The organism is Duganella sp. (genome assembly GCF_039595735.1).
GTDB lineage: Bacteria > Pseudomonadota > Gammaproteobacteria > Burkholderiales > Burkholderiaceae_D > Rugamonas.
Genome location: NZ_JBCNLB010000014.1, coordinates 117527 through 140596, shown reverse-complemented (window position 1 = coordinate 140596; position 23070 = coordinate 117527). Strand labels below are relative to the sequence as shown.

At 62.6% G+C, this 23070-nt stretch carries 18 protein-coding genes; 14 read left to right on the top strand and 4 right to left on the bottom strand.

Features of this window, described 5'->3' with window-relative positions:
* Positions 1-9: 9 nt before the first annotated feature.
* From rpsK to ABDW57_RS20670, 5 genes are all read left to right on the top strand, one after another.
* Positions 10-414 (top strand): 30S ribosomal protein S11, encoded by a 405-nt coding sequence (gene rpsK, locus ABDW57_RS20690; RefSeq protein ID WP_072786827.1) that lies wholly within the window; start codon positions 10-12, stop codon positions 412-414.
* 188 nt (positions 415-602) lie between these two features.
* A complete protein-coding gene (gene rpsD, locus ABDW57_RS20685; RefSeq protein WP_343732062.1) occupies positions 603-1226 on the top strand; it encodes a 30S ribosomal protein S4 in 624 nt (207 codons plus the stop codon).
* Between the two features lie 111 nt (positions 1227-1337).
* Positions 1338-2315, top strand: a complete 978-nt coding sequence (gene rpoA / locus ABDW57_RS20680) for a DNA-directed RNA polymerase subunit alpha (protein ID WP_026637581.1) — start codon at positions 1338-1340, stop codon at positions 2313-2315.
* A 191-nt stretch (positions 2316-2506) separates the two neighbouring features.
* The gene (rplQ, locus tag ABDW57_RS20675) at positions 2507-2902 is read left to right on the top strand and encodes a 50S ribosomal protein L17 (protein WP_155468015.1); all 396 of its coding nucleotides are present in this window, start codon (positions 2507-2509) and stop codon (positions 2900-2902) included.
* Positions 2903-3025: 123 nt separating this feature from the next.
* On the top strand, positions 3026-4264 hold the full coding sequence (locus ABDW57_RS20670) for a PepSY-associated TM helix domain-containing protein (RefSeq protein ID WP_343732061.1): 1239 nt from the start codon (positions 3026-3028) through the stop codon (positions 4262-4264).
* Between the two features lie 49 nt (positions 4265-4313).
* Here the strand turns inward: ABDW57_RS20670 and ABDW57_RS20665 are convergent, their stop codons facing one another.
* On the bottom strand, positions 4314-5969 hold the full coding sequence (locus ABDW57_RS20665) for a M20/M25/M40 family metallo-hydrolase (RefSeq protein ID WP_343732060.1): 1656 nt from the start codon (positions 5967-5969) through the stop codon (positions 4314-4316).
* A gap of 133 nt (positions 5970-6102) precedes the next feature.
* Between ABDW57_RS20665 and dsbD the strand changes: the two genes are divergently transcribed.
* Positions 6103-8049 (top strand): protein-disulfide reductase DsbD, encoded by a 1947-nt coding sequence (gene dsbD / locus ABDW57_RS20660; protein ID WP_343732059.1) that lies wholly within the window; start codon positions 6103-6105, stop codon positions 8047-8049.
* Here the strand turns inward: dsbD and ABDW57_RS20655 are convergent, their stop codons facing one another.
* Positions 8050-8571, bottom strand: a complete 522-nt coding sequence (locus ABDW57_RS20655) for a Spy/CpxP family protein refolding chaperone (RefSeq protein WP_343732058.1) — start codon at positions 8569-8571, stop codon at positions 8050-8052.
* 191 nt (positions 8572-8762) lie between these two features.
* On the opposite strand from ABDW57_RS20655, the gene ABDW57_RS20650 reads away from it, so the two are divergent.
* The 6 genes from ABDW57_RS20650 (at position 8763) to ABDW57_RS20625 (ending at position 18291) form a co-directional block, all read left to right on the top strand.
* Positions 8763-9491, top strand: coding sequence for a response regulator (locus ABDW57_RS20650; RefSeq protein WP_155467079.1), 729 nt, complete (start codon positions 8763-8765; stop codon positions 9489-9491).
* The gene (locus ABDW57_RS20645) at positions 9488-10843 is read left to right on the top strand and encodes an ATP-binding protein (protein ID WP_343732057.1); all 1356 of its coding nucleotides are present in this window, start codon (positions 9488-9490) and stop codon (positions 10841-10843) included. The genes ABDW57_RS20650 and ABDW57_RS20645 overlap by 4 nt, the downstream gene beginning before the upstream one ends.
* A gap of 126 nt (positions 10844-10969) precedes the next feature.
* Positions 10970-12148 carry an efflux RND transporter periplasmic adaptor subunit gene (locus ABDW57_RS20640; RefSeq protein ID WP_343732056.1) on the top strand — a complete coding sequence of 393 codons (1179 nt, stop codon included), beginning with the start codon at positions 10970-10972 and terminating at the stop codon, positions 12146-12148.
* Between the two features lie 3 nt (positions 12149-12151).
* Positions 12152-15301 (top strand): efflux RND transporter permease subunit, encoded by a 3150-nt coding sequence (locus ABDW57_RS20635; protein ID WP_343732055.1) that lies wholly within the window; start codon positions 12152-12154, stop codon positions 15299-15301.
* A gap of 70 nt (positions 15302-15371) precedes the next feature.
* A complete protein-coding gene (locus ABDW57_RS20630; protein WP_343732054.1) occupies positions 15372-17231 on the top strand; it encodes an FAD/NAD(P)-binding protein in 1860 nt (619 codons plus the stop codon).
* Between the two features lie 157 nt (positions 17232-17388).
* Positions 17389-18291 carry a hypothetical protein gene (locus ABDW57_RS20625; protein WP_343732053.1) on the top strand — a complete coding sequence of 301 codons (903 nt, stop codon included), beginning with the start codon at positions 17389-17391 and terminating at the stop codon, positions 18289-18291.
* A gap of 95 nt (positions 18292-18386) precedes the next feature.
* Here ABDW57_RS20625 and hemB read toward each other — a convergent pair whose 3' ends face one another.
* On the bottom strand, positions 18387-19391 hold the full coding sequence (gene hemB / locus ABDW57_RS20620) for a porphobilinogen synthase (protein WP_343732052.1): 1005 nt from the start codon (positions 19389-19391) through the stop codon (positions 18387-18389).
* On the bottom strand, positions 19384-20073 hold the full coding sequence (gene yihA / locus ABDW57_RS20615) for a ribosome biogenesis GTP-binding protein YihA/YsxC (protein ID WP_343732051.1): 690 nt from the start codon (positions 20071-20073) through the stop codon (positions 19384-19386). The genes hemB and yihA overlap by 8 nt, the downstream gene beginning before the upstream one ends.
* A gap of 148 nt (positions 20074-20221) precedes the next feature.
* Between yihA and ABDW57_RS20610 the strand changes: the two genes are divergently transcribed.
* Together ABDW57_RS20610 and ABDW57_RS20605 are read left to right on the top strand one after the other, a co-directional pair.
* A complete protein-coding gene (locus ABDW57_RS20610) occupies positions 20222-20890 on the top strand; it encodes a c-type cytochrome (RefSeq protein ID WP_343732050.1) in 669 nt (222 codons plus the stop codon).
* A 97-nt stretch (positions 20891-20987) separates the two neighbouring features.
* Positions 20988-23066: a cytochrome c biogenesis protein ResB gene (locus ABDW57_RS20605; RefSeq protein WP_343732049.1), complete on the top strand. Its 2079-nt coding sequence runs from the start codon at positions 20988-20990 to the stop codon at positions 23064-23066.
* Positions 23067-23070 lie beyond the last annotated feature (4 nt).

The following is a 23070-nucleotide window of genomic DNA, read 5'->3' as shown; positions in this document are numbered from 1 at the left end:
GGAAATCACATGGCTAAGCAACAAAGCAGCGCAGCAGCCGCTCGCGTACGCAAGAAGGTCAAGAAGAACGTTGCCGAAGGCATCGCCCACGTTCACGCTTCCTTCAACAACACCATCATCACCATCACCGACCGTCAGGGCAACGCGCTGTCGTGGGCGACCTCCGGTGGTGCTGGCTTCAAGGGTTCGCGTAAATCGACCCCGTTCGCAGCGCAGGTTGCTGCTGAAGCCGCTGGTAAAGTCGCGATCGAATGCGGCGTGAAGAACCTGGAAGTGCGCATCAAGGGCCCAGGCCCAGGCCGTGAATCGGCGGTGCGCGCGCTGAACAACCTGGGCATCAAGATCACCGAGATCCAGGACGTGACGCCAGTGCCACACAACGGCTGCCGCCCTCCAAAGCGTCGTCGTATCTAATGGCTGGCCGGCTTGCCGGCTGCGCTGTTACACAATAAAGCTGGTGCAGGAAGCCGGAGACGGCTATACTGCCCGGCTATTGTCGTCTGTTTTCAACAGACCCCAGCCACGTCTGGCTCACTGCAGACCAGACTAGCGTCTAACTACGCAGGTAGTTGGGACGTCATTTATTTTAAAAGGAAAGCACCGTGGCACGTTATATCGGACCAAAAGCAAAACTCTCCCGCCGTGAAGGCACCGATCTGTTCCTGAAGAGCGCCCGCCGCTCGCTGGACAGCAAATGCAAACTGGACGTCAAGCCAGGTCAGCACGGCGTGAAGTCGGGCGCCCGCACCTCGGACTACGGCAACCAGCTGCGCGAAAAGCAAAAAGTTAAGCGTATCTACGGCGTGCTGGAACGTCAGTTCCGTCGCTACTTCGCCGAAGCCGACCGCCGCAAGGGCAACACCGGCGAAACCCTGCTGAAGCTGCTGGAATCGCGTCTGGACAACGTGGCATACCGCATGGGCTTCGGCTCGACCCGCGCTGAAGCGCGTCAGCTGGTATCGCACAAAGCCTTCACCGTGAACGGCAATGTGGTGAACATCGCTTCGTACTCGGTCAAAGTGGGCGACGTGATCGCCGTGCGCGAAAAGGCCAAGAAGCAAGTGCGTATCCTGGAAGCCCTGTCGCTGGCTGAACAAGTTGGCATGCCAGCCTGGGTGTCGGTGGATGCCAAGAAAATGGAAGGTACGTTCAAGTCCCTGCCAGAGCGCAACGAGATCGCCGCTGACGTCAACGAATCGCTGATCGTCGAACTGTACTCGCGTTAATCTGTCGTCTAAGTAGCACCAAAACCCGCCCGCTTATTCAAGCGGGCGTTTTCACTAATGCCATCAGCCTTATCGGCTTAACGCGCCGAGGGTATTGAAAAGGACATTTACATGCAAAACAGCCTGTTGAAACCACGTATTATCGATGTCGAAGCGCTGGGCGCCGGTCACGCCAAAGTCGTGATGGAACCCTTTGAACGCGGCTACGGCCACACCCTGGGCAACGCGCTGCGTCGCGTCCTGCTGTCGTCGATGGTGGGCTATGCGCCGACCGAAGTGACCATTGCCGGTGTGGTGCACGAGTACTCGTCGCTGGACGGCGTGCAAGAAGACGTGGTTGACCTGCTGCTGAACCTGAAGGGCGTTGTGTTCAAAGTGCACAACCGTGACTCCGTCACCCTGACCCTGAAAAAGGAAGGCGAAGGCGCCGTGCTGGCTTCGGACATCGATCTGCCACACGATGTGGAACTGATCAACCCGGACCACGTGATTGCACACCTGACCGCCGGCGGCAAGCTGGACATGCAGATCAAGGTCGAAAAAGGCCGCGGCTATGTGCCAGGCAACGTGCGTCGCCTGTCGGAAGACACCAACAAGACCATCGGCCGCATCATTCTGGACGCGTCGTTCTCGCCAGTGCGCCGTGTGTCGTACTTCGTTGAGTCGGCCCGTGTCGAACAGCGTACCGACCTGGACAAGCTGATCATCAACATCGAAACCAACGGCGTGATTTCGCCGGAAGAAGCGATCCGTCAATCGGCGCGCGTGCTGGTCGATCAACTGAATGTGTTCGCTGCCCTGGAAGGCACCGAAGCGGCCGCGGAAGCACCATCGCGCGCACCGCTGGTCGATCCGATCCTGCTGCGTCCAGTGGACGATCTGGAACTGACCGTGCGTTCGGCCAACTGCCTGAAAGCAGAAAACATCTACTACATCGGCGACCTGATCCAGCGTTCGGAAAACGAACTGCTGAAGACCCCGAACCTGGGCCGCAAGTCGCTGAACGAGATCAAGGAAGTCCTGGCTTCCCGTGGTCTGACCCTGGGCATGAAGCTGGAAAACTGGCCGCCTGCTGGTCTGGAGAAGTAATTCAAGCCGTCACTCCCGCGCAGGCGGGAGTCCATGCTGAGCATGCTCGGTATGGATCCCGGCCTGCGCCGGGACGACGGATTGGCAGTACCGCTGCGGCATGTTGCCGCGGCGTTCATCACTAAAACCGGTCCGCGCTCATGTTGAGCGATCGAAGAACTCGGATTTAAACATCATCGAAAGGAAGTACCATGCGTCACCGTCACGGCCTCCGTAAACTGAACCGTACCTCGTCCCACCGTCTGGCTATGCTGCGCAACATGACCGTTTCGCTGCTGCGTCATGAAGCCATCAAAACCACGCTGCCAAAAGCTAAAGAGCTGCGCCGCGTTGTTGAGCCTATCCTGACCCTGGGCAAGACCGACACCCTGGCTAACAAGCGTCTGGCATTCTCCCGTCTGCGCGACCGCGAAATCGTAGGCAAACTGTTCTCGGAACTGGGCCCACGCTACGCTGCACGTAACGGCGGCTACCTGCGCATCCTGAAAATGGGTTTCCGCGTTGGCGACAACGCTCCAATGGCTTACGTTGAGCTGCTGGACCGTCCAGAAGTCACCGCTGTAGAAGACGCGCCAACCGCTGAGTAATCAGCCGGTCGTCCCGCAGTACTGAAAGCCAGGCCTCGCCTGGCTTTTTTTTCGTCTTTTGTTTGACATTGGAATGCGAATCGTTATCATTCATCTTTTGTCTGATTTAGCGAGAGAACTGCCATGCGCGCCTTCTGGACTTTGGTACACCGATACCTTGGCCTGTTGACTGCCGGATTTTTGTTCATCAGCGGCATTACCGGCGCCGTGATTTCCTGGGACCACGAGCTGGATGACTTGCTCAATCCGCATCTGATGGAGGCGCACACCCCTGGCACCCCGCAACCGACACTGAACCTGGTGCAGCAGCTGGAAGCGCGGTATCCGCAGGTGCAGGTCTCCTTTGTGCCGCTGCAGCTGGAGCCGGGCGAGGCGATCGCCTTTGGCGTGACGCCCCGCGTGAATCCAGCCACGCAGAAACTCTACACGCCGGGATTTAATCAGGTCTTTGTCGACCCGGTCAGCGGCGCTGAATTGGGCAAGCGCGAATGGGGCGCGGTCTGGCCCATTACCAAAGAGACCTTCGTTTCCTTCCTGTACCGCTTGCATTACACCCTGCATATTCCTGAAATGTGGGGGATCGACCGCTGGGGTATCTGGCTGATGGGCGGCATCGCCATTATCTGGGTCTTCGACAGTTTCGTCGGTTTTTATCTCACCCTGCCATTACGCCGCCAAAACGCCAATAAAACCTGGATGCAGCGCTGGCAACCAGCGTGGAAAATCCGCTGGCGCGGCGGCAGCAATAAACTGAATTTTGATTTGCACCGGGCATTTAGTCTGTGGACCTGGATATTGCTGTTCATTCTAGCCTTTACCGCTTTCTCGCTGAATTTATACAGTGAGGTTTTTTATCCGGTAATGAGCAAGATTTCCAGAGTGACGCCAACCCCATTCGATACCCGCCCCCTGGCCGATATTCATAAGCCGCACGTGCCAACCGTCGGTTATGCGCAGGTCATTGAAACCGCCAGCCAGGAGGCCGTACAACGAAAATGGTCGGAACCGGTTGGCAGCGTATTTTATACCAGTGCTTTTGATGTTTATGGGGTGAGTTTCTATAAACCCGGCGATGATCATGGCTCGGGCGGCGTCGGCCCGGCGTATTTATATTACGACGGTGCCGGTAAATTGCTGGGTGAGCGTTTGCCGTGGAAAGGCACGGCGGCGGATATCTTCGTGCAGGCGCAATTCCCGCTGCATTCCGGCCGCATACTCGGCCTGCCGGGCCGCATCCTGATCTCCTTCATGGGCGTGGTGGTCGCCATGCTGAGCGTGACCGGTGTGATCATCTGGTGGCGCAAGCGCGCGTCCCGCGTGGTGACGGCGGAACGGCGCGCTGGGGAATTGGCTGGCGCCTAGGGTGATACATGCCAGAAATTGGCATGTACAAACCATTTTTGAGTTTGAATTACTTCATACGGCGGTCGCCGGCCGCCTTGAACTCGGAGCCGGCGTTCCAGGTCGGTGTCACGCCTTGGGCGATATCGAGCCCCACCTGGAACAGCAGCTGGATATCCTGCACGCCGCCGCTGAAATCCCAGTCCTTGCGGAAATCGTCGGTCGGCTGGTGATAATCGTGGGTGAAATAGTTATCCACGACTTCACGCGCGTAATTCTCCGGCTTATCCAGATAACGGCTGCGCGCCTTGGTATATAAAACCGGCACGCCGGCACGGGCGAATTCCAGTTGATCGGCACGGTAGAAGCTGCCCAGTTCCGAGCGGCTATCCTTTTCCATTAAACGGCCTTGGGTTTTGGCATATTTCTCCAGCAAACCGTCGATGCTGGAGTGGCCGGAAGTCACATTTTCAATCTGCGCGGTTTTACCCCAGGCATTGATGCCATCGATATTGATATTGGCGACGGTATTTTTCAGCGGATAAAGCGGATGGGCGGCATAATACTTCGCGCCCAGCAGGCCTTTTTCTTCGGCGGTGGTGGCAATAAACAGAATTGAGCGTTTTGGTGCTTTCGGCAATGCTTTATAGGCTTTGGCCAATTCCATTAATGCCGCCACGCCGGAGGCGTTATCCAGCGCGCCGTGATAAATCTTTTTACTGCCTGGATCGACGCCCAAATGATCCCAGTGCGCGCTGTAAATCACATATTCATTTTTCAGCCTGGGATCGCTGCCTTCGATTTTCGCCACCACGTTCTTGGAGTCGACATTGCGCGCGATATTTTCGATTTTAAAATCGGCCGTGCCTTTCAGGCTGACCGGACGAAACTCTTTGCTCAGGGCCTGTTTTTTCAGCGTATCGAAATCGTAGCCGGCGGCGTTCATCATGGCTTTGGCTTTATCGAGTTGAATCCAGCCCGGCACCGGCGGCGCGTCCGGATCGTCGCCGCTGCGCGTCAGGCTGAAGTGTTCGGCCACGCCGCCGCTGCGCACCACGTCCCACGGATAGGCGGCCGGTTTCGTTTCATGAATGATCATCACCGCAGCCGCACCGAGCCTGGCGCCGATTTCGTATTTGTAGGTCCAGCGGCCGTAGTAGGTCATCGCCTTGCCCTTGAACATAGTCGGATCCAGCTCGGCTGGATTGTCCGGATCGGGAATGGCCGGGTCGTTAATCAGCATCAGCAGGGTTTTGCCGCGCACGTCGACGCCCTTGTAATCGTCCCAGCCGTATTCCGGCGCCTGCACGCCATAGCCGACGAACACGATGTCCGAGTTATTGACCTTGACCGTGGCCGGCTGGCTGGTCGAATGGGCAACGTAGTCATCCGGGAAATTCAGCGCCACTTTCTGGCCGTTGATGATGTAGCTGAAGCTGGGCGTCGGCTTCTGGCCGCGCATCGGCACCGCTTGCACCCATGAGCCGTCCGGATTGCCCGGCTGCAGGCCCAGCTTCTTGAATTCCTGCTGGAGGTAGGCCACGGTCCGGGTTTCGCCGGCGGTGCCCGGCGCGCGGCCCTCAAATTCGTCGGAAGCCAGGGTTTTGATGTGTTCCAGCAGATCCTTGGACGAGATCGCGTCCAGGGCCTTGGCCGGCGCTTGCGCCAGCGCGGGTAGGGCGCTCAGCACGAGGGCGGACAGCAGGAGGGGGCGGAAAGGGGACATGGGCTTGCTCCACGGTGTTGAAAGCGCCGAGTTTCGCATAAAACAAGCTTTTAAGGCCCTGCTCAGGCGGGAAAAACGCGCTCGGTGTACTATGCCGGTTGCTCCAATGACCAGTTCTCCGAGAGAAGATTTCATGTCCCGATTTGCCCGTTTTATCGCGCCCCTGCTGGCGCTGATCGCGCTCTTGTGCCAGCCCGTTCGCGCGGAGGATTTCCTTGATCCGTCCGAGGCGTTCAAATTCTCGGCGCGCATGGTGGATGGGCATACCGTCGCGGTGACTTTCCAGATCGCGGACGGCTACTACATGTACCGCGAGCGCTTCAAGTTCAGCGCGCAGGGCGCCAGGCTGGGCGCGCCGCAGATCCCGCCAGGCAAGGTGCACTACGACGAGACCTTCGCCAAGGATGTGGAGACGTATCGCAAGAGCGTCACCATCACCATGCCGGTGGACGTGAACGGCGCCTTCACGCTGCTGGCCAGCGCGCAGGGCTGCTCGGACAAGGGTTTGTGCTACGCGCCGCAGGATTACAAGGCGCCGCTGACCGGCAGCGGTTCCGTGCCCCTTCCGGCCACGACCACGGCCGCCCAGCCTGGCGCGGGCGGCACGGCTGGCGGCGCAGCGGCCGCTGACGCCGCAGCCGGCGCCGCGACTGCCGCACCGGCTGCCGCAGCCGGGCAGGGCGCCGTCAGCTTCGGCGTGGACGGCGGCAAGGCCGCGCCGGCCGCGCCTGGCGTCAAGATCTACACCGTGCCGAAGCCGACCGCCACCGACATCCCGCAGCCAGCGCCGGCCGTTACCGCGCCAGCCGCAGCGGCCAGCGAATCCGGCCGCCTGGAAGCCGCGCTGAAATCCGGCAAACTGCTGGTCATCCTGCCGCTGTTCGCCCTGCTGGGCCTGGGGCTGTCGTTCACGCCGTGCGTGCTGCCGATGGTGCCCATCCTGTCGTCCATCATCGTCGGCGAGGGCGCGCAATCGAGCCGCAGCCGCGGGCTGCTGCTCTCCGTCACTTACGCACTGGGCATGGCCCTGGTCTACACCGCCCTCGGCATAGCGGCCGGTCTGGCCGGCGAAGGCCTTGCCAGCGCGCTGCAAAATCCCTGGGTGCTGGGCGCCTTTGCCTTGCTGATGGCGCTGTTGTCGCTGTCGATGTTCGGCTTCTACGAACTGCAAGTGCCGGCCGCCCTGCAAAGCAAACTCAGCACCGTTTCCAACCGCCAGGCGTCCGGCAAGCTGGCCGGCGTGTTCGTGATGGGCGCCATCTCGGCCCTGATCGTCGGCCCATGCGTGGCCGCGCCGCTGGCGGCCGCGCTGGTCTACATCAGCCAGTCGCGCGACATCGTCATCGGCGGCAGCGCACTGTTCGCGATGGCGGTCGGCATGAGCGTGCCGCTGATCCTGGTCGGCGTCTCTGCCGGCGCATTGCTGCCGAAGGCTGGCATGTGGATGGATTCGGTGAAACGCTTCTTCGGCGTGCTGATGCTGGCCGTCGGCTGGTGGCTGGTGTCGCCGGTGTTGCCGGGCGCGGTGCAGATGATGGGCTGGGCGGCGCTGTTTGTCGGCTACGGCATGTACCTGCTGCTGAATTCCGGCCAGTGGGTGGCCAAATCGGTGGGCGTGATCGTGGCCGTGCTGGGCGTGGCGCAACTGGTCGGCGTGGTCAGCGGTGGCCGTGATCCGCTGGCGCCGCTGGCGCACCTGACCGGCAAGGCCGCGCATGAAGCGCCGCTGGCCTTCCAGCGCATCAAGACCGTGCAACAGCTGGACGCCGCGCTGGCCCGGACCGGCGGCAAGACCGCCATGCTCGACTTCTACGCCGACTGGTGCGTGTCCTGCAAAGAGATGGAAAAACTGACCTTTGTCGATCCGCAAGTACGCGCCAGACTGGCCAACACCGTGCTGCTGCAAGTCGACGTCACCGCCAACGATGACGACGACAAGGCCATGCTGAAACGCTTCGGCCTGTTCGGCCCGCCGGGCATCATCCTGTTCGACAAGCAGGGCAAGGAAATCGCCAACGCCCGCGTGATCGGCTTCCAGGATGCGGCCAAATTCACCGCATCCCTGTCCGCCCTGAACTGATCAGCCGCGGTGCTCGCCGCCCCAGCCTGCGTGCGCCCAGCCGCCGCGGTGGCCGTGATGGCCCCAGTGGCCGCGCCGGCCGCCGCGCTCGCCGCCCAGGCCATGCTCATCGAACAGGGTTTGCTGGGCCGGGTTCAGCTGGGCGTAAAACGCGCTGACCGCTTTCACGCGGGTTTCCAGGAACGCCTCGCGCTTCCTGGTCATTTCCAGCGCCAGGTTCAGGCGCTCCGGCGCTGTCAGCTTGTTCATCGGCTTGCGCTCGGGGCGCTGGCCGTCCATCGCGGCCGGCTTGATGGCGGCCTGATAGGTGGCCCAGGCCGATTCCTGCTGCGCGCTCAGCTTCAGCAGGTCATGCAGGCGTGCCTGGCGCTTGGCGTACATATCGGCCATCTTGGCCTGCATCTGCTCCTTGCTCGGACGGGCGCCGTGGGCCTTGGCCGCCGGCTGGGCGTCCTGGGCGTGCGCTGCCGCCATGCCCAGTACCGTAAAACCGATCAGTATGCTTTTGCGTAAGATGTTCATGGTCGTTCCTTCATTGTTGAGGGTTTAGTCATCGCAGCGGTCTGCGCTTGTGACCATCTTCAGCTCCCAAGGTTGCTCTTACGTTGCGCTCCCCGCAGTTTTTGTATCCAGATGTTTCGCCGGCAAGAACCGCCAACGGCCATATACAAGACGATACAATAGCTTCATCGTCTTGCATGGATAATGAGCGCATGGAACCGACATCTACCATTTTGATCGTCGACGACGATCGCGATATCCGCACCCTGCTGGCTGACTACCTCGAATCAAACGGCTACCGCGCCCTGTGCGCGGCCGATGGCGCCGCCATGTGGAAGCTGCTGGACGAGGGCCGTCCCGAGCTGGTGGTCCTCGACCTCAACCTGCCCGGCGACGACGGCCTGACCCTGTGCCGCAAGCTGCGCGCCCACTCGACCCTGCCGGTGATCATGCTGACCGCCCGCAATGAGCCGCTGGACCGCATCCTCGGCCTGGAAATGGGCGCGGACGATTACCTGCCGAAGCCGTTCGAGCCGCGCGAGCTGCTGGCGCGCATCCGCAGCGTCCTGCGCCGCAGCAACGCCATGCCGGTCGGCGTCGGCGCGGACAAGGCGCAGCAGATGAAATTCTCGGGCTGGACGCTGGACCTGACCGCGCGCCACCTGCTCAACCCGGACGGCATCGTCATCATGCTGTCGGGCGCGGAATTCCGCCTGCTCAAGGTGTTCCTGGAGCACCCGAACCGCGTGCTCAACCGCGACCAGCTGCTGAACCTGACCCAGGGCCGCGATGCCGATCCCTTCGACCGCTCGATCGACATCCAGATCAGCCGCCTGCGCCAGAAGCTGGGCGAGGACGCCCGCATGCCGCAAATCATCAAGACGGTCCGCAACGGCGGCTATGTGCTGGCCGGCCAGGTGACGGTGGAGCCGCAAGCGTGAAAGCTTTCCTCGGTTCGATGACCGGACGCGTGTTTCTGGTCCTGCTGCTGGGGATCGTCGCTTCGGCGGCGCTGACCCAGTGGCTGGCCGTCAACGAACGCACGCGCGCGCTGGAGCGCTACCGCGACTTCCACGCGCTGGAACGGGCCGAGCAACTGATCACCACCGCCGATGTCATGCCGGAGAGCGCGCGCCCGACCTTCCTGGTGGCCGCCAGCCGCGGCACCGTGCGGCTGGAACTGAGCGACATGCCGCAAGCGCAGGTGCTGCCGCCGACCGAATTCTCCACCTCGCTGCAGCAGCGCCTGGGCGAACGCTACAAGCTGGGGCCGCTGGCCGAACACCCGATCGCCTGCGACCAGCCGCGCCAGACCACCAGCATCTTCGCGCCGACCCAGTGGCGCGGCACCTGCGAAACCATGAACGTGCAGCTGCACGACGGCCAGATTCTCAAGCTGTCGGTACTGCCGCCGCGCCAGCCGCCGGCCTCGCCGCACAGCGAACTGCTGTCGCTGCTGCCGTTCCTGCTCAGCATCGCCTTCCTGGCCTACCTGGTGGCGCGCATGACCATCAGGCCGCTCAAGCGCCTGGCGCAGGCCGCCAAGGACCTGGGCAATGACATCAACCATCCGCCGGTGGTCCTGAGCGGCGCTTCCGAAATCCGCCAGGCCAGCGCCGCCTTCAATGCCATGCAGGCGCGCATCCGCCAGCACATCACCCAGCGCACCCAGATGCTGGCCGCCATCACCCACGATCTGCAAACCCCGCTGACGCGCCTGCGTCTGCGGCTGGAAAAGGTCAACGACCCCGAACTGCAGCAGCGCCTGATCGACGACCTGTCGGCCATGCAGCAAATGGTCAAGGAAGGGCTGGACCTGGCGCGCAGCATGGACTCCACCGAAACCATGCAGGCGCTCGACCTCGACGCCCTGCTCGACAGCGTCTGCAGCGACGCCACCGACGTCGGCCAGCCAGTCGAACTGCGCGGCCGCGCGGCGATGGCGCTGATGGGCCGGCCGATGGCGATCCGCCGCTGCCTGGTCAACCTGATCGACAACGCCGTCAAGTACGGCCACTACGCCAACGTCACCGTTGAACGGCTGGCCGGCGCCGCCCGCATCCGCATCCGCGACGGCGGCCCCGGGATTGCCCCGGACCAGATGGCGCGCGTGTTTGAACCGTTTTACCGCATCGAAACCTCGCGCTCGCGCGAGTCGGGCGGGACCGGCCTGGGGCTGACCATCGCCCGCAACATCGCCGAGCAACATGGCGCCAACGTCACCCTGTCCAACCACCAGGATGGCGGTCTGGAAGTGACGCTGGTAGTGCCTGAGTACTACGCCGGCAGCTAACCAACTCTCATATATAAAAAAGCGTCCGGCGGTCATACTGGTGCAGTTTTTCTCGTAGATACTATGCGACAATATTTCGCCTTATCAAGGCGGTGATATTTTTCGACGGCAAAATTATTATTAAAAATGAAAAAATCTTCCTTAGCATCCGTGGTCGGCGCAATTCTGGTGGTGGGTGGCGGCATCTGGTACATGACGCACCACAGCGCTGAGCCGGCAGGCGGCCACAAGCCGCTGAATGGCGGCCAGCAGGGGCCGACCACCGTGCGCATTGTGGCGCCGCTGCGTCAGGACGTGCCGGTCGTGTTGCAAGCCAACGGCACCGTGACCCCGATCAGCACCGTGGATTTGCATCCGCAAACCACCAGCACCATTTCCAAGGTGCATATCAAGGAAGGGCAGTTTGTCAAAGCCGGCGAACTGATGTTCACCCTCGATGACCGCAGCGAGCGCGCCAACGTGGACAAGGCCCAGGCCCAGGTCGAGCGCGACCGCGCCGCCCTGGCCGACTACGAGCGCCAGTACAAGCGCGCGCTGGAATTGCTGGACAAAAAATTCATCGCCCAGGGCGCGGTCGACACCCTGAAAAGCCAGGTCGATTCCGCCCGCGCGCTGCTGCAGGCGGACATCGCCGCCGCCCGCGCGGCCAGCGTGGACGCCAGCTACACCGCGATCCGCTCGCCGATGAACGGCCGGGTCGGCGCCATCAACGTCTACCCGGGCAGCCTGGTGCAAATGACCACCTTGCTGACCTCGGTCACCCAGCTGGACCCGATCACGGTCGCCTTCACCCTGCCGGAAACCGCGCTGGCCGGGCTGATGGCGGCCCAGCGCGAGGGCGCGGTGCCGGTCCAGGTCAAGCTGGACAACTCCAGCCTGGCCGTGAACGGCAAGCTCAGCTTCATTGACAATACCGTCGATCCGGTGGCCGGCGTGATCCGCGTGAAGGCCCAGTTCGACAACAAGGACACCGCCCTGTGGCCGGGCCAGTACGTCAACACCCAGCTCACGTCCCACGTCATAAAAGATGCGACGGTGATCCCGCAAAACGCTATCATTAGCAACACCCGCGGGACGTTTGTGTACGCCGTGGACAAGGACCAGTCCGCCAAAGTGGTCAATATCAAGCGCTTGTATGCCTTTGGCGAAAACGCCGCCGTGTCGGGCCTGAACGGCGACGAGCAAGTGATTGTCGACGGCAAGCAAAACCTGCGGCCGGGCGGCAAAGTGCGCATTGCAGCGGCTGAGACGCCGGCCGACAAGCCGGCCAATGCCCCGGTTGATGGACCTAAGCAGAAAGGCTAAGCGATGAACCTTTCCGAGTTGTGTATCCGCCGTCCGGTGATGGTGGTGCTGCTGTCGGCCACCCTGATCCTGGCCGGCGTGCTGTCCTACTTCTACATCCCGGTGGCGGCCCTGCCGAGCTACAACACGCCGGTGATCAACGTCTCGGCCGACCTGCCGGGCGCCTCGCCGGACACCATGGCGTCCTCGGTGGCGCTGCCGCTGGAGAAACAATTCTCCACCATTGCCGGCCTGTCGCTGATCACCTCCACCAACACGCTCGGCAACTCTTCGCTGACCCTGGAATTCGACCCCAGCGTCAATGTCAACGAGGCGGCGGTCGACGTGCAGGCGGCGCTGCTGCGCGCGCAACGCCAGCTGCCGATCGAGATGACCGACCTGCCGTCCTACCGCAAGGTCAACCCGGCCGACGCGCCGGTGCTGTTCATGACCATGAACTCGCCGTCGCTGACGCTGTCCGAACTGAATGACTATGCTGAAAACCTGATCGCGCCATCGCTGTCGACGCTGCCGGGCGTGGCGCAGGTCTCGGTCAACGGCCAGAAACGTTTTGCCGTGCGCATCCGCGCCAAGTCCGACCTGATGAACGCGCGCAACCTGACGCTGGACGAGTTGCAGCAAGCGATCAAATCGGCCAACGCCAACACGCCGCTGGGCATCCTGGACGGCCCGTCCCAGACCCTGACCATCACCGGCAATGCCCAGCTGATGAAGGCGTCCGACTACGCCAACCTCATCATCGCCCAGCGCAACGGCGAGCCGGTGCGCCTGAAAGACGTGGCCGACGTGCAGGACAGCTTTCAGTCGACCAAGGCGGCCGGCAGCTACAACGGCGAGCGCTCCATCGTGCTGCTGGTGCAGCGTCAGCCGGATGCCAACACCGTGCAGGTGGTGGACGGCGTGCGCCGCCTGCTGCCGCAGTTCAAGGCCCAGCTGCCGGCCTCGATCAACATCAACCTGGTGAATGACCGCTCGGTGTCGATCCGCGAAGCGATTCACGACGTCAACCTGACCCTGCTGCTGACGGTCGGGCTGGTGGTGATGGTGATCTTCCTGTTCCTGCGCCGCGCCGCCGCCACCTTCATTCCGGCCATCACCATGCCGATCTCGCTGCTGGGTGCGCTGGCGCTGCTGTACGCGTTTGGCTACTCGCTGGACAACGTGTCGCTGTTAGGGATTACGTTGGCGGTCGGCCTGGTGGTGGACGACGCCATCGTGGTGCTGGAAAACATCGTGCGCCACATCGAGATGGGCAAGCGCCCGCTGGAAGCCTCGCTGGTGGGGGCGAAAGAGATGGGCTTCACCATCATCTCGATTTCCGTGTCGCTGGTGGCGGTGTTCATTCCGATCTTCTTCATGCCGGGCGTGATCGGCCTGATGTTCCATGAATTTGCCGTGGTGGTGGCGTTGTCGGTGCTGGTGTCGGCGGCGGTGTCGCTGATGCTGGTGCCAATGCTGGCCAGCCGCCTGCTGCCGGCCGACGCCATCGATCCCGAGCACGACAAAGGCAACTTCATCGGCCGCTGGTTCGAGGCCGGCTTTGGCGCGCTGCGCAACTTCTACGCGCGCACGCTGGACATGGCGCTGGAGCACCGCTACATCGTGCTGGTGGCCGCGCTCGGCACCTTCGCGCTGACGGCCGTGCTGTACATCACCATCCCGAAAGGCTTCTTCCCGGAAGAAGACCTGGGGCAGATCCGCGTCAACACCGAAGCCTCGGAAGATATCTCCTCGGCCGCGCTGATGGAGCTGCAGGAAAAAGTCGCCGCCGTCATCAAGGCCGACCCGAATGTGCAGGACGTGACCTCCTTCGTCGGCGGCGGCAATACCGGCCGCATGTTCCTGGTGCTCAAGCCGCGCAACCAGCGCGCCAAGATGCCGCAGGTGCTGGACAGCCTGCGCAAGGCCACCAAACAGGTGCCCGGCATCGCGGTATATCTCAGTCCGGTGCAGAACCTGCAGCTGGGCGGACGCCAGTCCAAGTCGCGCTACCAGTACACGCTGCAATCGGTCAGCCCCGGCGCCCTGAACGAATGGGCCGACAAATACATGGAGCGCATGCGCGCCGATCCGGTGTTCCGCGACGTCACCAGCGATTCGCAGAACAAGGGCCTGCAAGCCTCGCTCAAGATCGACCGCGACAAGGCCAACAACCTGGGCGTGGCGATTGGCGATATCCGCACCGCGCTGTACCTGGCCTTTGGCGAGCGCCAGGTGTCGACCATCTACTCGCCGGCCGCCAGCTATTACGTGATCCTGGAAGCGGCCGACGCCGACCGCCAGTTCGACAGCGCGCTGACCCGCATCTCGGTGCGCAACAAGACCGGCCAGCTGGTGCAGCTGTCCAGCTTTGCGACGGTTGAGCGCACCATCGGCCCGACCGCCGTCAACCACCAGGGCCAGCTGCAGGCCATCACGCTGTCGTTCAACCTGGCGCCGGACGTGCCGCTCGGCGTGGCCACCGCCAAGATCGACAGCTGGGCCGCCGACATGCGCCTGCCGCCCTCCATCATCACCAACTACGGCGGCGATGCGGCGGTGTTCCAGAGCTCGCAGGGCAGTCAGCTGATCCTGATCCTGGCCGCGCTGGGCGTGATCTATGTGCTGCTGGGCGTGCTGTACGAGAGCTACATCCACCCGCTCACCATTCTGGCCGGCCTGCCGTCGGCGGCGGTGGGCGCGCTGATCACGTTGCGGCTGTTCAATATGGACCTGACCATGATCGCCATCATCGGCATCCTGATGCTGATCGGTATCGTCAAGAAAAACGCCATCATGATGATCGACTTCGCGCTGGACGCGCAGCGCAATCAGGGCATGTCGCCGGAGAAGGCCATCCACGAAGCCTGTATCCTGCGCTTCCGCCCGATCATGATGACCACCATGGCGGCGCTGATGGGGGCCTTGCCGATCGCGCTGGGCCTGGGCGCGGGCGCTGAGCTGCGCCAGCCGCTGGGCTTGGCCGTGGTGGGCGGTTTGATCTTCTCGCAAGTGATCACGCTGTACATCACCCCGGTGATCTACCTGTTCCTCGACAAGTACAGCGGCACCGGTCCGATGCTGGACGAGGAAATCGCCGCCGACAAGGCCATCCCGGCCGTCAGGCACGACGCGGCCCAGCCGGTGCCGCTGAAAGCCGTGAACAAGCATTGAGCGGTCACAAGCCGGCCTGAAGGTCGCCTCTTTATCATGGGCAAGTTGTCCATGATAAAGAGGTGATCAGATGAAACGGACCAGCGTCGCCATCATCGGCATGGGGCCGCGCGGGCTCAGCGTATTCGAACGCCTTGCTGCCGCGGCGGCGGCGCGCCAGCTGCTGCTCGACATCATCCTGATCGATCCCGGTGACTGTGGCGCCGGCGTGCACCATGCGCGCCAGCCGCAGCATTTGCTGATCAACACCCTGGCCAGCCAGGTCACCATGTTCCCGGCGCCGGGCGCGGTGCAGCATGCGCCGGTGTGCGCCACGCCTTCGCTGACGGCATGGGCGCGTCAGCAGGGCTACCGGCGCGTGGGCCGGCGTTATTACCGCCTGGGCGAGCACGGCGGCGCCGAGATTGGCGATGGCGACTACCTGCCGCGCGGCCTGCTGGGGGAATATCTCGGCTGGGTCTACCAGCAGATCGCGGCGGCGCTGCCGCCCGGCGTCACGCTCACCCATCACCGCCAGCGCGCGGCCGATTTGCGCAAGCAGCCGGACGGCGCCAGCGTGATCGAGCTGGAGAGCGGCTACATCGTGCTCAGCGATTTCGTCTTCCTGACCACCGGCCACGGCAGCAACCTGCCGAGCGATCTCGACGCCTGGCTGGCCAAGTTCGCGCAAGACCACGCGCGTTACAACAGCAGGCTGGCTTTTGTGCGCCACGCCTACCCGGTCGAACAACTGGCGCGCATAGGCGCCGGCGCGCGGGTGGCGGTGCAGGGACTGGGCCTGAGCGCGCACGACGTGATTGCCGAACTGACCGTCGGCCGCGGCGGCACGTTCATCGAGGAAGCGGGCCGGCTGCGTTACATCGGCTCGGGCCGCGAGCCCCGGCTGACGCTGTGCTCCCGCCACTGCCTGCCGTATGCCGCGCGCGGCGTGAACCAGAAAGGCCTGGATGGCCGCCACCAGCCGCGCCACTTCACGCTGGATGCGGTTGAAGCGCTGCGCCGCCAGGCCCTGATTACGCGCGGCAGCAGCCAGCTTGATTTCGATCGCGAACTGCTGCCCCTGCTCAAGCGCGAAATGGGCGACGTCTATCGCGCCACGCCGGGCGCGGCCGCCGTCGGGGACGACACCGTGTTTGCCGGACTGCTGTTCCCGCTGCAAGACCGCCAGTTCGCCTCGCTGGCCGCGTTCCGCGACTACTTCCTCGACTGGTTGCGGGCCGACCTGGCCGAAGCGCAGCAGGGCAATCTGAGCAGCCCGGCCAAGGCCGCCGCCGATGTGCTGCGCGACGTGCGGGCAACCCTGCAGGCCGCCATCGAGCACGGCGGGCTCACCCCGGCTTCGCACCGCAAATTCCTCAACGTCTACCACCCGGCCATCAACCGCGCCGCCTTCGGTCCGCCGCTGCGGCGCAACCAGGAGCTGCTGGCGCTGCTGGACGCCGGCGTGATCGCGCTGCATGCCGGCCCCGGCAGCCGCATCGGCATCGACGAAAACGACTCGACCTACGTGCTCAGCACCAAATTCGCCGGCGGCATCGAACAACAGGCCATTGATGTGGTCGTGATTGCAAGACTGGACGTGTTTTTTCCCGAAACCGAGACATCCTTACTTATCCGTAATCTGTTAAAACGCGGCCTGATCCGGCCGTACTACAACGGTGTTTTTCACCCCGGCGGCATTGACATCAACCGCGCCGGCCAACCGCTCGACGCGCACGGCGAGGTGGTGGGCAATATGTGGGCGCTGGGCTACCCGGTCGAAGGCCCGCACTACTACACACACGCCTTGGCGCGGCCGCAGATGCGGTCCCGGCAGGTGCTGGACGCCGACCGTTGCGTGGCCATGCTGGTGGCGCAAATCGCTGACCATCCGCGCCGGGCCAGCCGCCGGCGCAGCGCGGCAAGGTGGCAAACGCATGGCACTTTGTAAAGCGATTGATACATACGGTAACACCCATCAAGACAGGGAACTTGTAAAGTGGGCAGCCTGATACTGGTATCATGCCATCCGAGCGGTTCCCAAAAGAGCGGGACTCTGGCACTATGGCCCCATTTTGACGACTTCAGCGTTCCCCAAGGTTTGCATTTTGCACCACGACTCCCACATCCTCTCCGCGCACTCCGAGTACTGCGAAACTTGCGGCCAGCGCTTGCCGTCGGCGCAGGATGGGTTCGCCACGTGGGAACGCAAAACCAAAAACAACCGCATCGGCATCGGCATCTCGATTGCGCTGCACTTGCTGGGCGTGCTGTACTACCTGTTTGCGCCGTCGCCCAAGCCGACCAAGGCGCCGCCGTCCAAGGGCGGGCAGATGGTCTACATCGCGCCCTTGCCTGAGAAAAAAATTCCAAACAAGCCGGTCACCAAGCCGCAGCCGGCCACGGCCGCCAAACCGCCGCCGCGCAAGCAGGTGGTGAGCAAGGACACGCCGCAAGCCGTGCGGCCGAAGCTGGAAACCTATGTACCGCCGGTGCAGGCCACCATGACGCCGCCGCCGGAGCAAGACATGTCGGAAATGATCGCCAAGCGGCGTGCCGCGCGGGAAGCGCAGAACCCGCAGCCGGCGCCGCCGGCCCCGGTGGAAAGCGATGCCGAACGCGCCAACCGCATAGCCAAGGCCAACATCGCCCGCGCCAACGGCGCCGGCCAGAGCAGCGGCGCCGACAAGGACGACACTGGCGGCGTATTCCAGGTCGACAAGAGCTACCACAGCGCCGAAGTGAAATTCCGCGGCTGGAACACCAACTTCAAGCGCAACTGGCTGCAGCAGATCCACGTCGAGCAGGGCGCCGAGCAGGACATCGAGACGGCGGTGGCGAAAGAGATGATCAAGATCATTCGCAAAGAAAAGCAGGGCGACTTCCAATGGGAATCGCGCCGCCTGGGCAAAGTCGTGACCCTGAGTGCGCGCAAGGAAGACGAAAAAGAACTGATGGCCTTCCTGCTGAAAGAAATGTTCCCCGAGTACACCCGAGGCGCCTCGCGCTAAATTCCGGGGTCAGGTCCGCCATTTCTACACGGCCTCAGCTGTAGCGGAACGCTACAGCTGAGGCCGTGTAGAAATGGCGGACCTGACCCCGGAGTTTAGGTTTTGAGCTTGCGCGCGACGTCCAGCGCGAAGTAGGTGAGGACGCCGTCGGCGCCGGCGCGCTTGAAGGCCATCAGCGATTCCATCATCACTTTGTCATGGTCGAGCCAGCCGTTTTGCGCGGCCGCTTTGATCATCGCGTATTCGCCGCTGACCTGGTAGGCAAAGGTCGGCACCTTGAATTCGTCTTTTACACGGCGCACGATGTCCAGGTAGGGCATGCCCGGCTTGACCATCACCATGTCCGCACCTTCCGCCAGGTCCAGCCCGACTTCACGCAGGGCTTCGTCGCTGTTGGCCGGGTCCATCTGGTACTGGTTCTTGTCCCCTTTGCCGAGATTGGCCGCCGACCCCACCGCATCGCGGAACGGGCCGTAGAACGCCGAGGCATACTTGGCCGAGTAGGCCATGATGCGCGTGTGGATGTGGCCGCCGGCTTCCAGCGCTTGACGGATCGCGCCAATGCGGCCATCCATCATGTCCGACGGCGCCACCACGTCGGCGCCCGCTTCCGCGTGGCACAGCGCCTGGCGGATCAGCATGTCGGTGGTGATGTCGTTGATGACGTAGCCGCTCTCGTCGATCAGGCCGTCCTGGCCATGGCTGGTGTACGGGTCCAGCGCGATGTCGGTCAGAATGCCCAGCTCCGGGAAGGCTTGCTTCAGCGCACGCACGGCGCGCGGCACCAGGCCTTCCGGATTGGTGGCTTCAATGCCGTCCGGGGTTTTCTTCGAAACATCAATCACCGGGAACAGCGCCAGCACCGGAATGCCCAGCGCCACGCATTCCTCCGCCACCTTCAGCAGCAGATCCACCGACACCCGTTCCACGCCCGGCATCGACGCCACCGCTTCGCGCTGGTGCGTGCCTTCAAGGATGAACACCGGATAGATCAGGTCGGCCGCCGTCACCACGTTTTCGCGCATCAGCGCGCGCGAGAAGGGATCGCGGCGCATGCGCCGCATGCGGATGCCTGGGAACTGCGCACTCACTTTACTCATCGCTATCACTTTCATCAGTTTCTAACAGACCGGCCAGCTCCAGGATCTTGTCGTTGGCTTCGTCAATGCCGACGCGCTTGACGGCGGAGAACAGTTGCACGGTGAACGGGAAGCCTTCGCCGTCTTCATCGACATAGCTGTCCAGCTTGGCTTTCGCCTGGCGCAGCACCTTGATCGATTCTTCACGGTTCAGCTTGTCAACCTTGGTCAGGATGCAGTGGATCGGCTTGCCGGTGGGGGCAAACCATTCCAGCATCTGGATGTCCAGATCGGTGAACGGACGGCGCGAGTCCATGATCAGGATCAGCGCGGCCAGTTGCTCGCGCCGCTGCACATAGTCGCCCAGCAGGCGCTGCCAGTGCAGCTTGGCCGAGCCGGACACTTCCGCATAGCCGTAGCCCGGCAGGTCGACCAGCAGGGCCTGGATTTCCTCGACGATGGTCGGGTCCTTGCGGTGCTGCGCCACATGCGCGCCGCCGATCGAGAAGAAGTTGATATGCTGCGTGCGGCCCGGGGTCTTGGAGGCAAACGCCAGCCCCTTCTGGTTGCACAAAATATTGATGGCGGTCGATTTACCGGCATTGGAGCGACCCGCAAAAGCGATCTCCGGCACCTGGGTGTCGGGGAGTTCGCGCAGTTGGTTGACGGTCGTGAAGAAGCGGGCTTGCCAGAGTTTGGACATGGGGATTGGGGAAAAAGCAACAGTTTAAAGCAGGTATTTTTTTAAGCTATTGTACAATGAGTGGTTACCAAGTGCTTCTATGCACGGTTTGGTGCTGCAGCGGGACACTTTGGTGCATAACTTTTTAGACTCCTACTAGGGTGCTTTAATGAATAGTGTGTTTTCACCGTTTGTAAAATCCCTGTTCGTCGCCTTGCTGGCCGTTTCGGCCACCGCCTCCGCCGACGACAAGAAGCCCGCCCAACCTGCCGCTCCGAAAATCGATCCAGCTAAAGGCGCCACCCTGTACACCGACGGCGACAACGCCCGCGGCTTGCCGGCTTGCGTGTCTTGCCACGGCGCCGGTGGTAATTCCACCATTGCCGTCAATCCCAAGCTGGCCGGCCAGCACGAGGGATATATTTACAAGCAGCTGGTGAACTTTACCACCGCCGACCGGAATCAACCGGTCATGACCACCTACGCCAAGATGCTGACCGATGAGGAAAAGCACAACGTCGCGGCCTGGCTGGTCATGCAGTCGGCCAAGCCGGGTGCGGCCAAGAACAAGGATACGATCGAGCTGGGCAAGAAGATTTACCGTGGCGGCATCGCGGAAAAGAATGTGCCGGCCTGTGCCAGCTGCCACGGCGCCTCGGGCGCCGGCATTCCGGTGCAGTATCCACGTTTGTCCGGCCAGCACCAGGATTACACGGTTGCGCAGCTGGGCCTGTTCAAGGCCGGCACGCGCAAGAGTGTAGAAATGGCAACCATCGCCAAGCGCATGTCGGACGAAGAAATGAAGGCGGTCGCGGATTACGTGGCAGGCCTGAAATAACGTAGCGGCATCATGCAAAAGAGAGGGCGGCGGCGTGAGCAGGCTGCCCTTTTTGTTGGTATGCTGCGGCTACCATTTTTAAAGAGTCTGAACCCGCATGAGCAGTCCCAGCACCACCGGCATCCAGCTGAAAACCCGCCGCCCCGTCGTCGGTGAAATCGTCGAACTGATTTCCTCCATGCGTTTCGCCATCGCCTTGCTGGCGATGATTGCCATTGCCGCCGTGATCGGCACGGTGATGAAGCAGGGCGAGGCCAGTGCCAACTACATCAATCAATTCGGCCCCTTCTGGTACGAAGTGTTCCGCAAGATCGGCCTGTACACCGTCTACTCGGCCTGGTGGTTCCTGCTGCTGATGGCGGCGCTGGTGATTTCCACCACGCTGTGCATCGTGCGCAATGCCCCCAAGATGCTGAAGGACATGCGCAGCTGGCGCGAGAATGTGCGCGAGAATTCCTTGCTCAATTTCCACCACAAGATGCAGTGGCGCTCGCCGCTGGCGCGCGCCGCGCTGGCGCAGCAGAGCGCGGCCCGGCTGGCCGACGCCGGCTACAAGGTCAAGCTGGTCGAAAAGGACAATGGCACGCTGGTGGCGGCCAAGCAGGGCGCCGCCAACAAGTTCGGCTACATCTTCGCGCACTCGGCCATTGTGGTGATCTGCCTGGGCGGGGTGCTGGATTCGGATCTGCCGATCCGCCTGCAGGAATGGTTCTTCGGCAAGACGCCGTTCACCGGCAGCGGCCTGATCTCGCAGATTCCGCCGCAGCACCGCCTCAGCACCAGCAATCCCACCTTCCGCGGCAATACCTTCATCCCCGAAGGCCAGACCAGCAACACCGCCACCCTGACCCGGCCGGACGGCGTGCTGATCCAGGAGCTGCCGTTCACCATCAACCTGCAGAAATTCACCATCGATTTCTACAGCACCGGCATGCCCAAGCTGTTTGCCAGCGATGTCGAAGTGCGCGACAACCAGACCGGTGAAACCGTCAAGGCCACCATCGAGGTCAACAAGCCGCTGATCTTCAAGGGCGTGGCGATTTACCAGTCCAGCTTTGACGACGGCGGCAGCAAGCTGAAACTCACCGGCTTCCCGATGGCCGGCAACGACAGCAAGCGCTTCGAGATCGCCGGCGAAGTCGGCGCCAGCACGCCGCTGGGCGATGCCTACACCGTCGAATGGTCGGGCTTCCGTCCCTTCAACGTCGAAAACGTCGGCCCGACCGACGATCCGCGCGCGGTGAAGAAGGGCAAGAGCCTGCAGGAAGAACTGGGCGAGCACATGGGCTCGGCCGGCAAGAACGCCAACAACAAGAACCTGAAAAACGTCGGCCCCAGCGTCAGCTACAAGCTGCGCGACAAGACCGGTCAGGCGCGCGAATACCAGAACTATATGCAGCCGGTGACGGTGGACGGCGCCACCGTGTTCCTGGCCGGCATGCGCGCCCATCCGTCGGACAACTTCAGCTACCTGCGCATCCCGGCCGACGATGGCCACAGCGTGACCGAATGGATGCGCCTGCGCGCCGCGCTGCAAGATCCGCAGCTGCGCGCCGCCGCCGCCAAACGCTACGCCGAACGCGCCACGCCGAAGTCGGCCAGCGGCGACGCCCTGCGCGCCCAGCTGCTGGCCTCTGCTGATAAAAGCCTGGGCATTTTCGCCGGCGATGGCAAAGTGGGCGGCTTCATGGCCATGTCGCAGTTCCTGGAAAAAATCCCGGCCGCCGAGCAGGAAAAAGCTGCCGATGTGGTCATGAAAATCCTCAACGGCAGCCTGTGGGATCTGTGGCAGGTGGCGCGCGCCAGGGATGGCCTGGAGGCGGTCAGCGAGGACGAGACCCACGCCCGCTTCCTGCAACTGGCCACCAACGCGCTGTCGGATGCCTTCTTCTACGGCGCCCCGGTCTATCTGCAGCTGGACGATTTCACCCACGTGCAAGCCTCGGTATTCCAGGTGACGCGCTCGCCGGGCAAGAATGTGGTGTATCTTGGCTGTCTGTTCCTGGTGCTCGGCGTGTTTGCCATGTTCTACATCCGCGAGCGCCGTCTGTGGATCTGGATCAAGGACGATGGCGCCGGGGCGGAAGCATTGATGGCCATGAGCACCCAGCGCAAAACGCTGGACTTTGAACGCGAATTCGCAATACTGAAAGAAAAGCTGCCACAATCGGCTTAAGCAG

What these genes read in the sequence shown, in the direction of transcription:
- rpsK (WP_072786827.1), top strand. Translation starts at nt 10, where the DNA reads ATGGCTAAGCAACAAAGCAGCGCAGCAGCCGCTCGCGTACGCAAGAAG.
- rpoA (WP_026637581.1), top strand. Translation starts at nt 1,338, where the DNA reads ATGCAAAACAGCCTGTTGAAACCACGTATTATCGATGTCGAAGCGCTG.
- rplQ (WP_155468015.1), top strand. Translation starts at nt 2,507, where the DNA reads ATGCGTCACCGTCACGGCCTCCGTAAACTGAACCGTACCTCGTCCCAC.
- ABDW57_RS20670 (WP_343732061.1), top strand. Translation starts at nt 3,026, where the DNA reads ATGCGCGCCTTCTGGACTTTGGTACACCGATACCTTGGCCTGTTGACT.
- ABDW57_RS20665 (WP_343732060.1), bottom strand. Translation starts at nt 5,969, where the DNA reads ATGTCCCCTTTCCGCCCCCTCCTGCTGTCCGCCCTCGTGCTGAGCGCC.
- dsbD (WP_343732059.1), top strand. Translation starts at nt 6,103, where the DNA reads ATGTCCCGATTTGCCCGTTTTATCGCGCCCCTGCTGGCGCTGATCGCG.
- ABDW57_RS20655 (WP_343732058.1), bottom strand. Translation starts at nt 8,571, where the DNA reads ATGAACATCTTACGCAAAAGCATACTGATCGGTTTTACGGTACTGGGC.
- ABDW57_RS20650 (WP_155467079.1), top strand. Translation starts at nt 8,763, where the DNA reads ATGGAACCGACATCTACCATTTTGATCGTCGACGACGATCGCGATATC.
- ABDW57_RS20640 (WP_343732056.1), top strand. Translation starts at nt 10,970, where the DNA reads ATGAAAAAATCTTCCTTAGCATCCGTGGTCGGCGCAATTCTGGTGGTG.
- ABDW57_RS20635 (WP_343732055.1), top strand. Translation starts at nt 12,152, where the DNA reads ATGAACCTTTCCGAGTTGTGTATCCGCCGTCCGGTGATGGTGGTGCTG.
- ABDW57_RS20630 (WP_343732054.1), top strand. Translation starts at nt 15,372, where the DNA reads ATGAAACGGACCAGCGTCGCCATCATCGGCATGGGGCCGCGCGGGCTC.
- hemB (WP_343732052.1), bottom strand. Translation starts at nt 19,391, where the DNA reads ATGAGTAAAGTGAGTGCGCAGTTCCCAGGCATCCGCATGCGGCGCATG.
- yihA (WP_343732051.1), bottom strand. Translation starts at nt 20,073, where the DNA reads ATGTCCAAACTCTGGCAAGCCCGCTTCTTCACGACCGTCAACCAACTG.
- ABDW57_RS20610 (WP_343732050.1), top strand. Translation starts at nt 20,222, where the DNA reads ATGAATAGTGTGTTTTCACCGTTTGTAAAATCCCTGTTCGTCGCCTTG.
- ABDW57_RS20605 (WP_343732049.1), top strand. Translation starts at nt 20,988, where the DNA reads ATGAGCAGTCCCAGCACCACCGGCATCCAGCTGAAAACCCGCCGCCCC.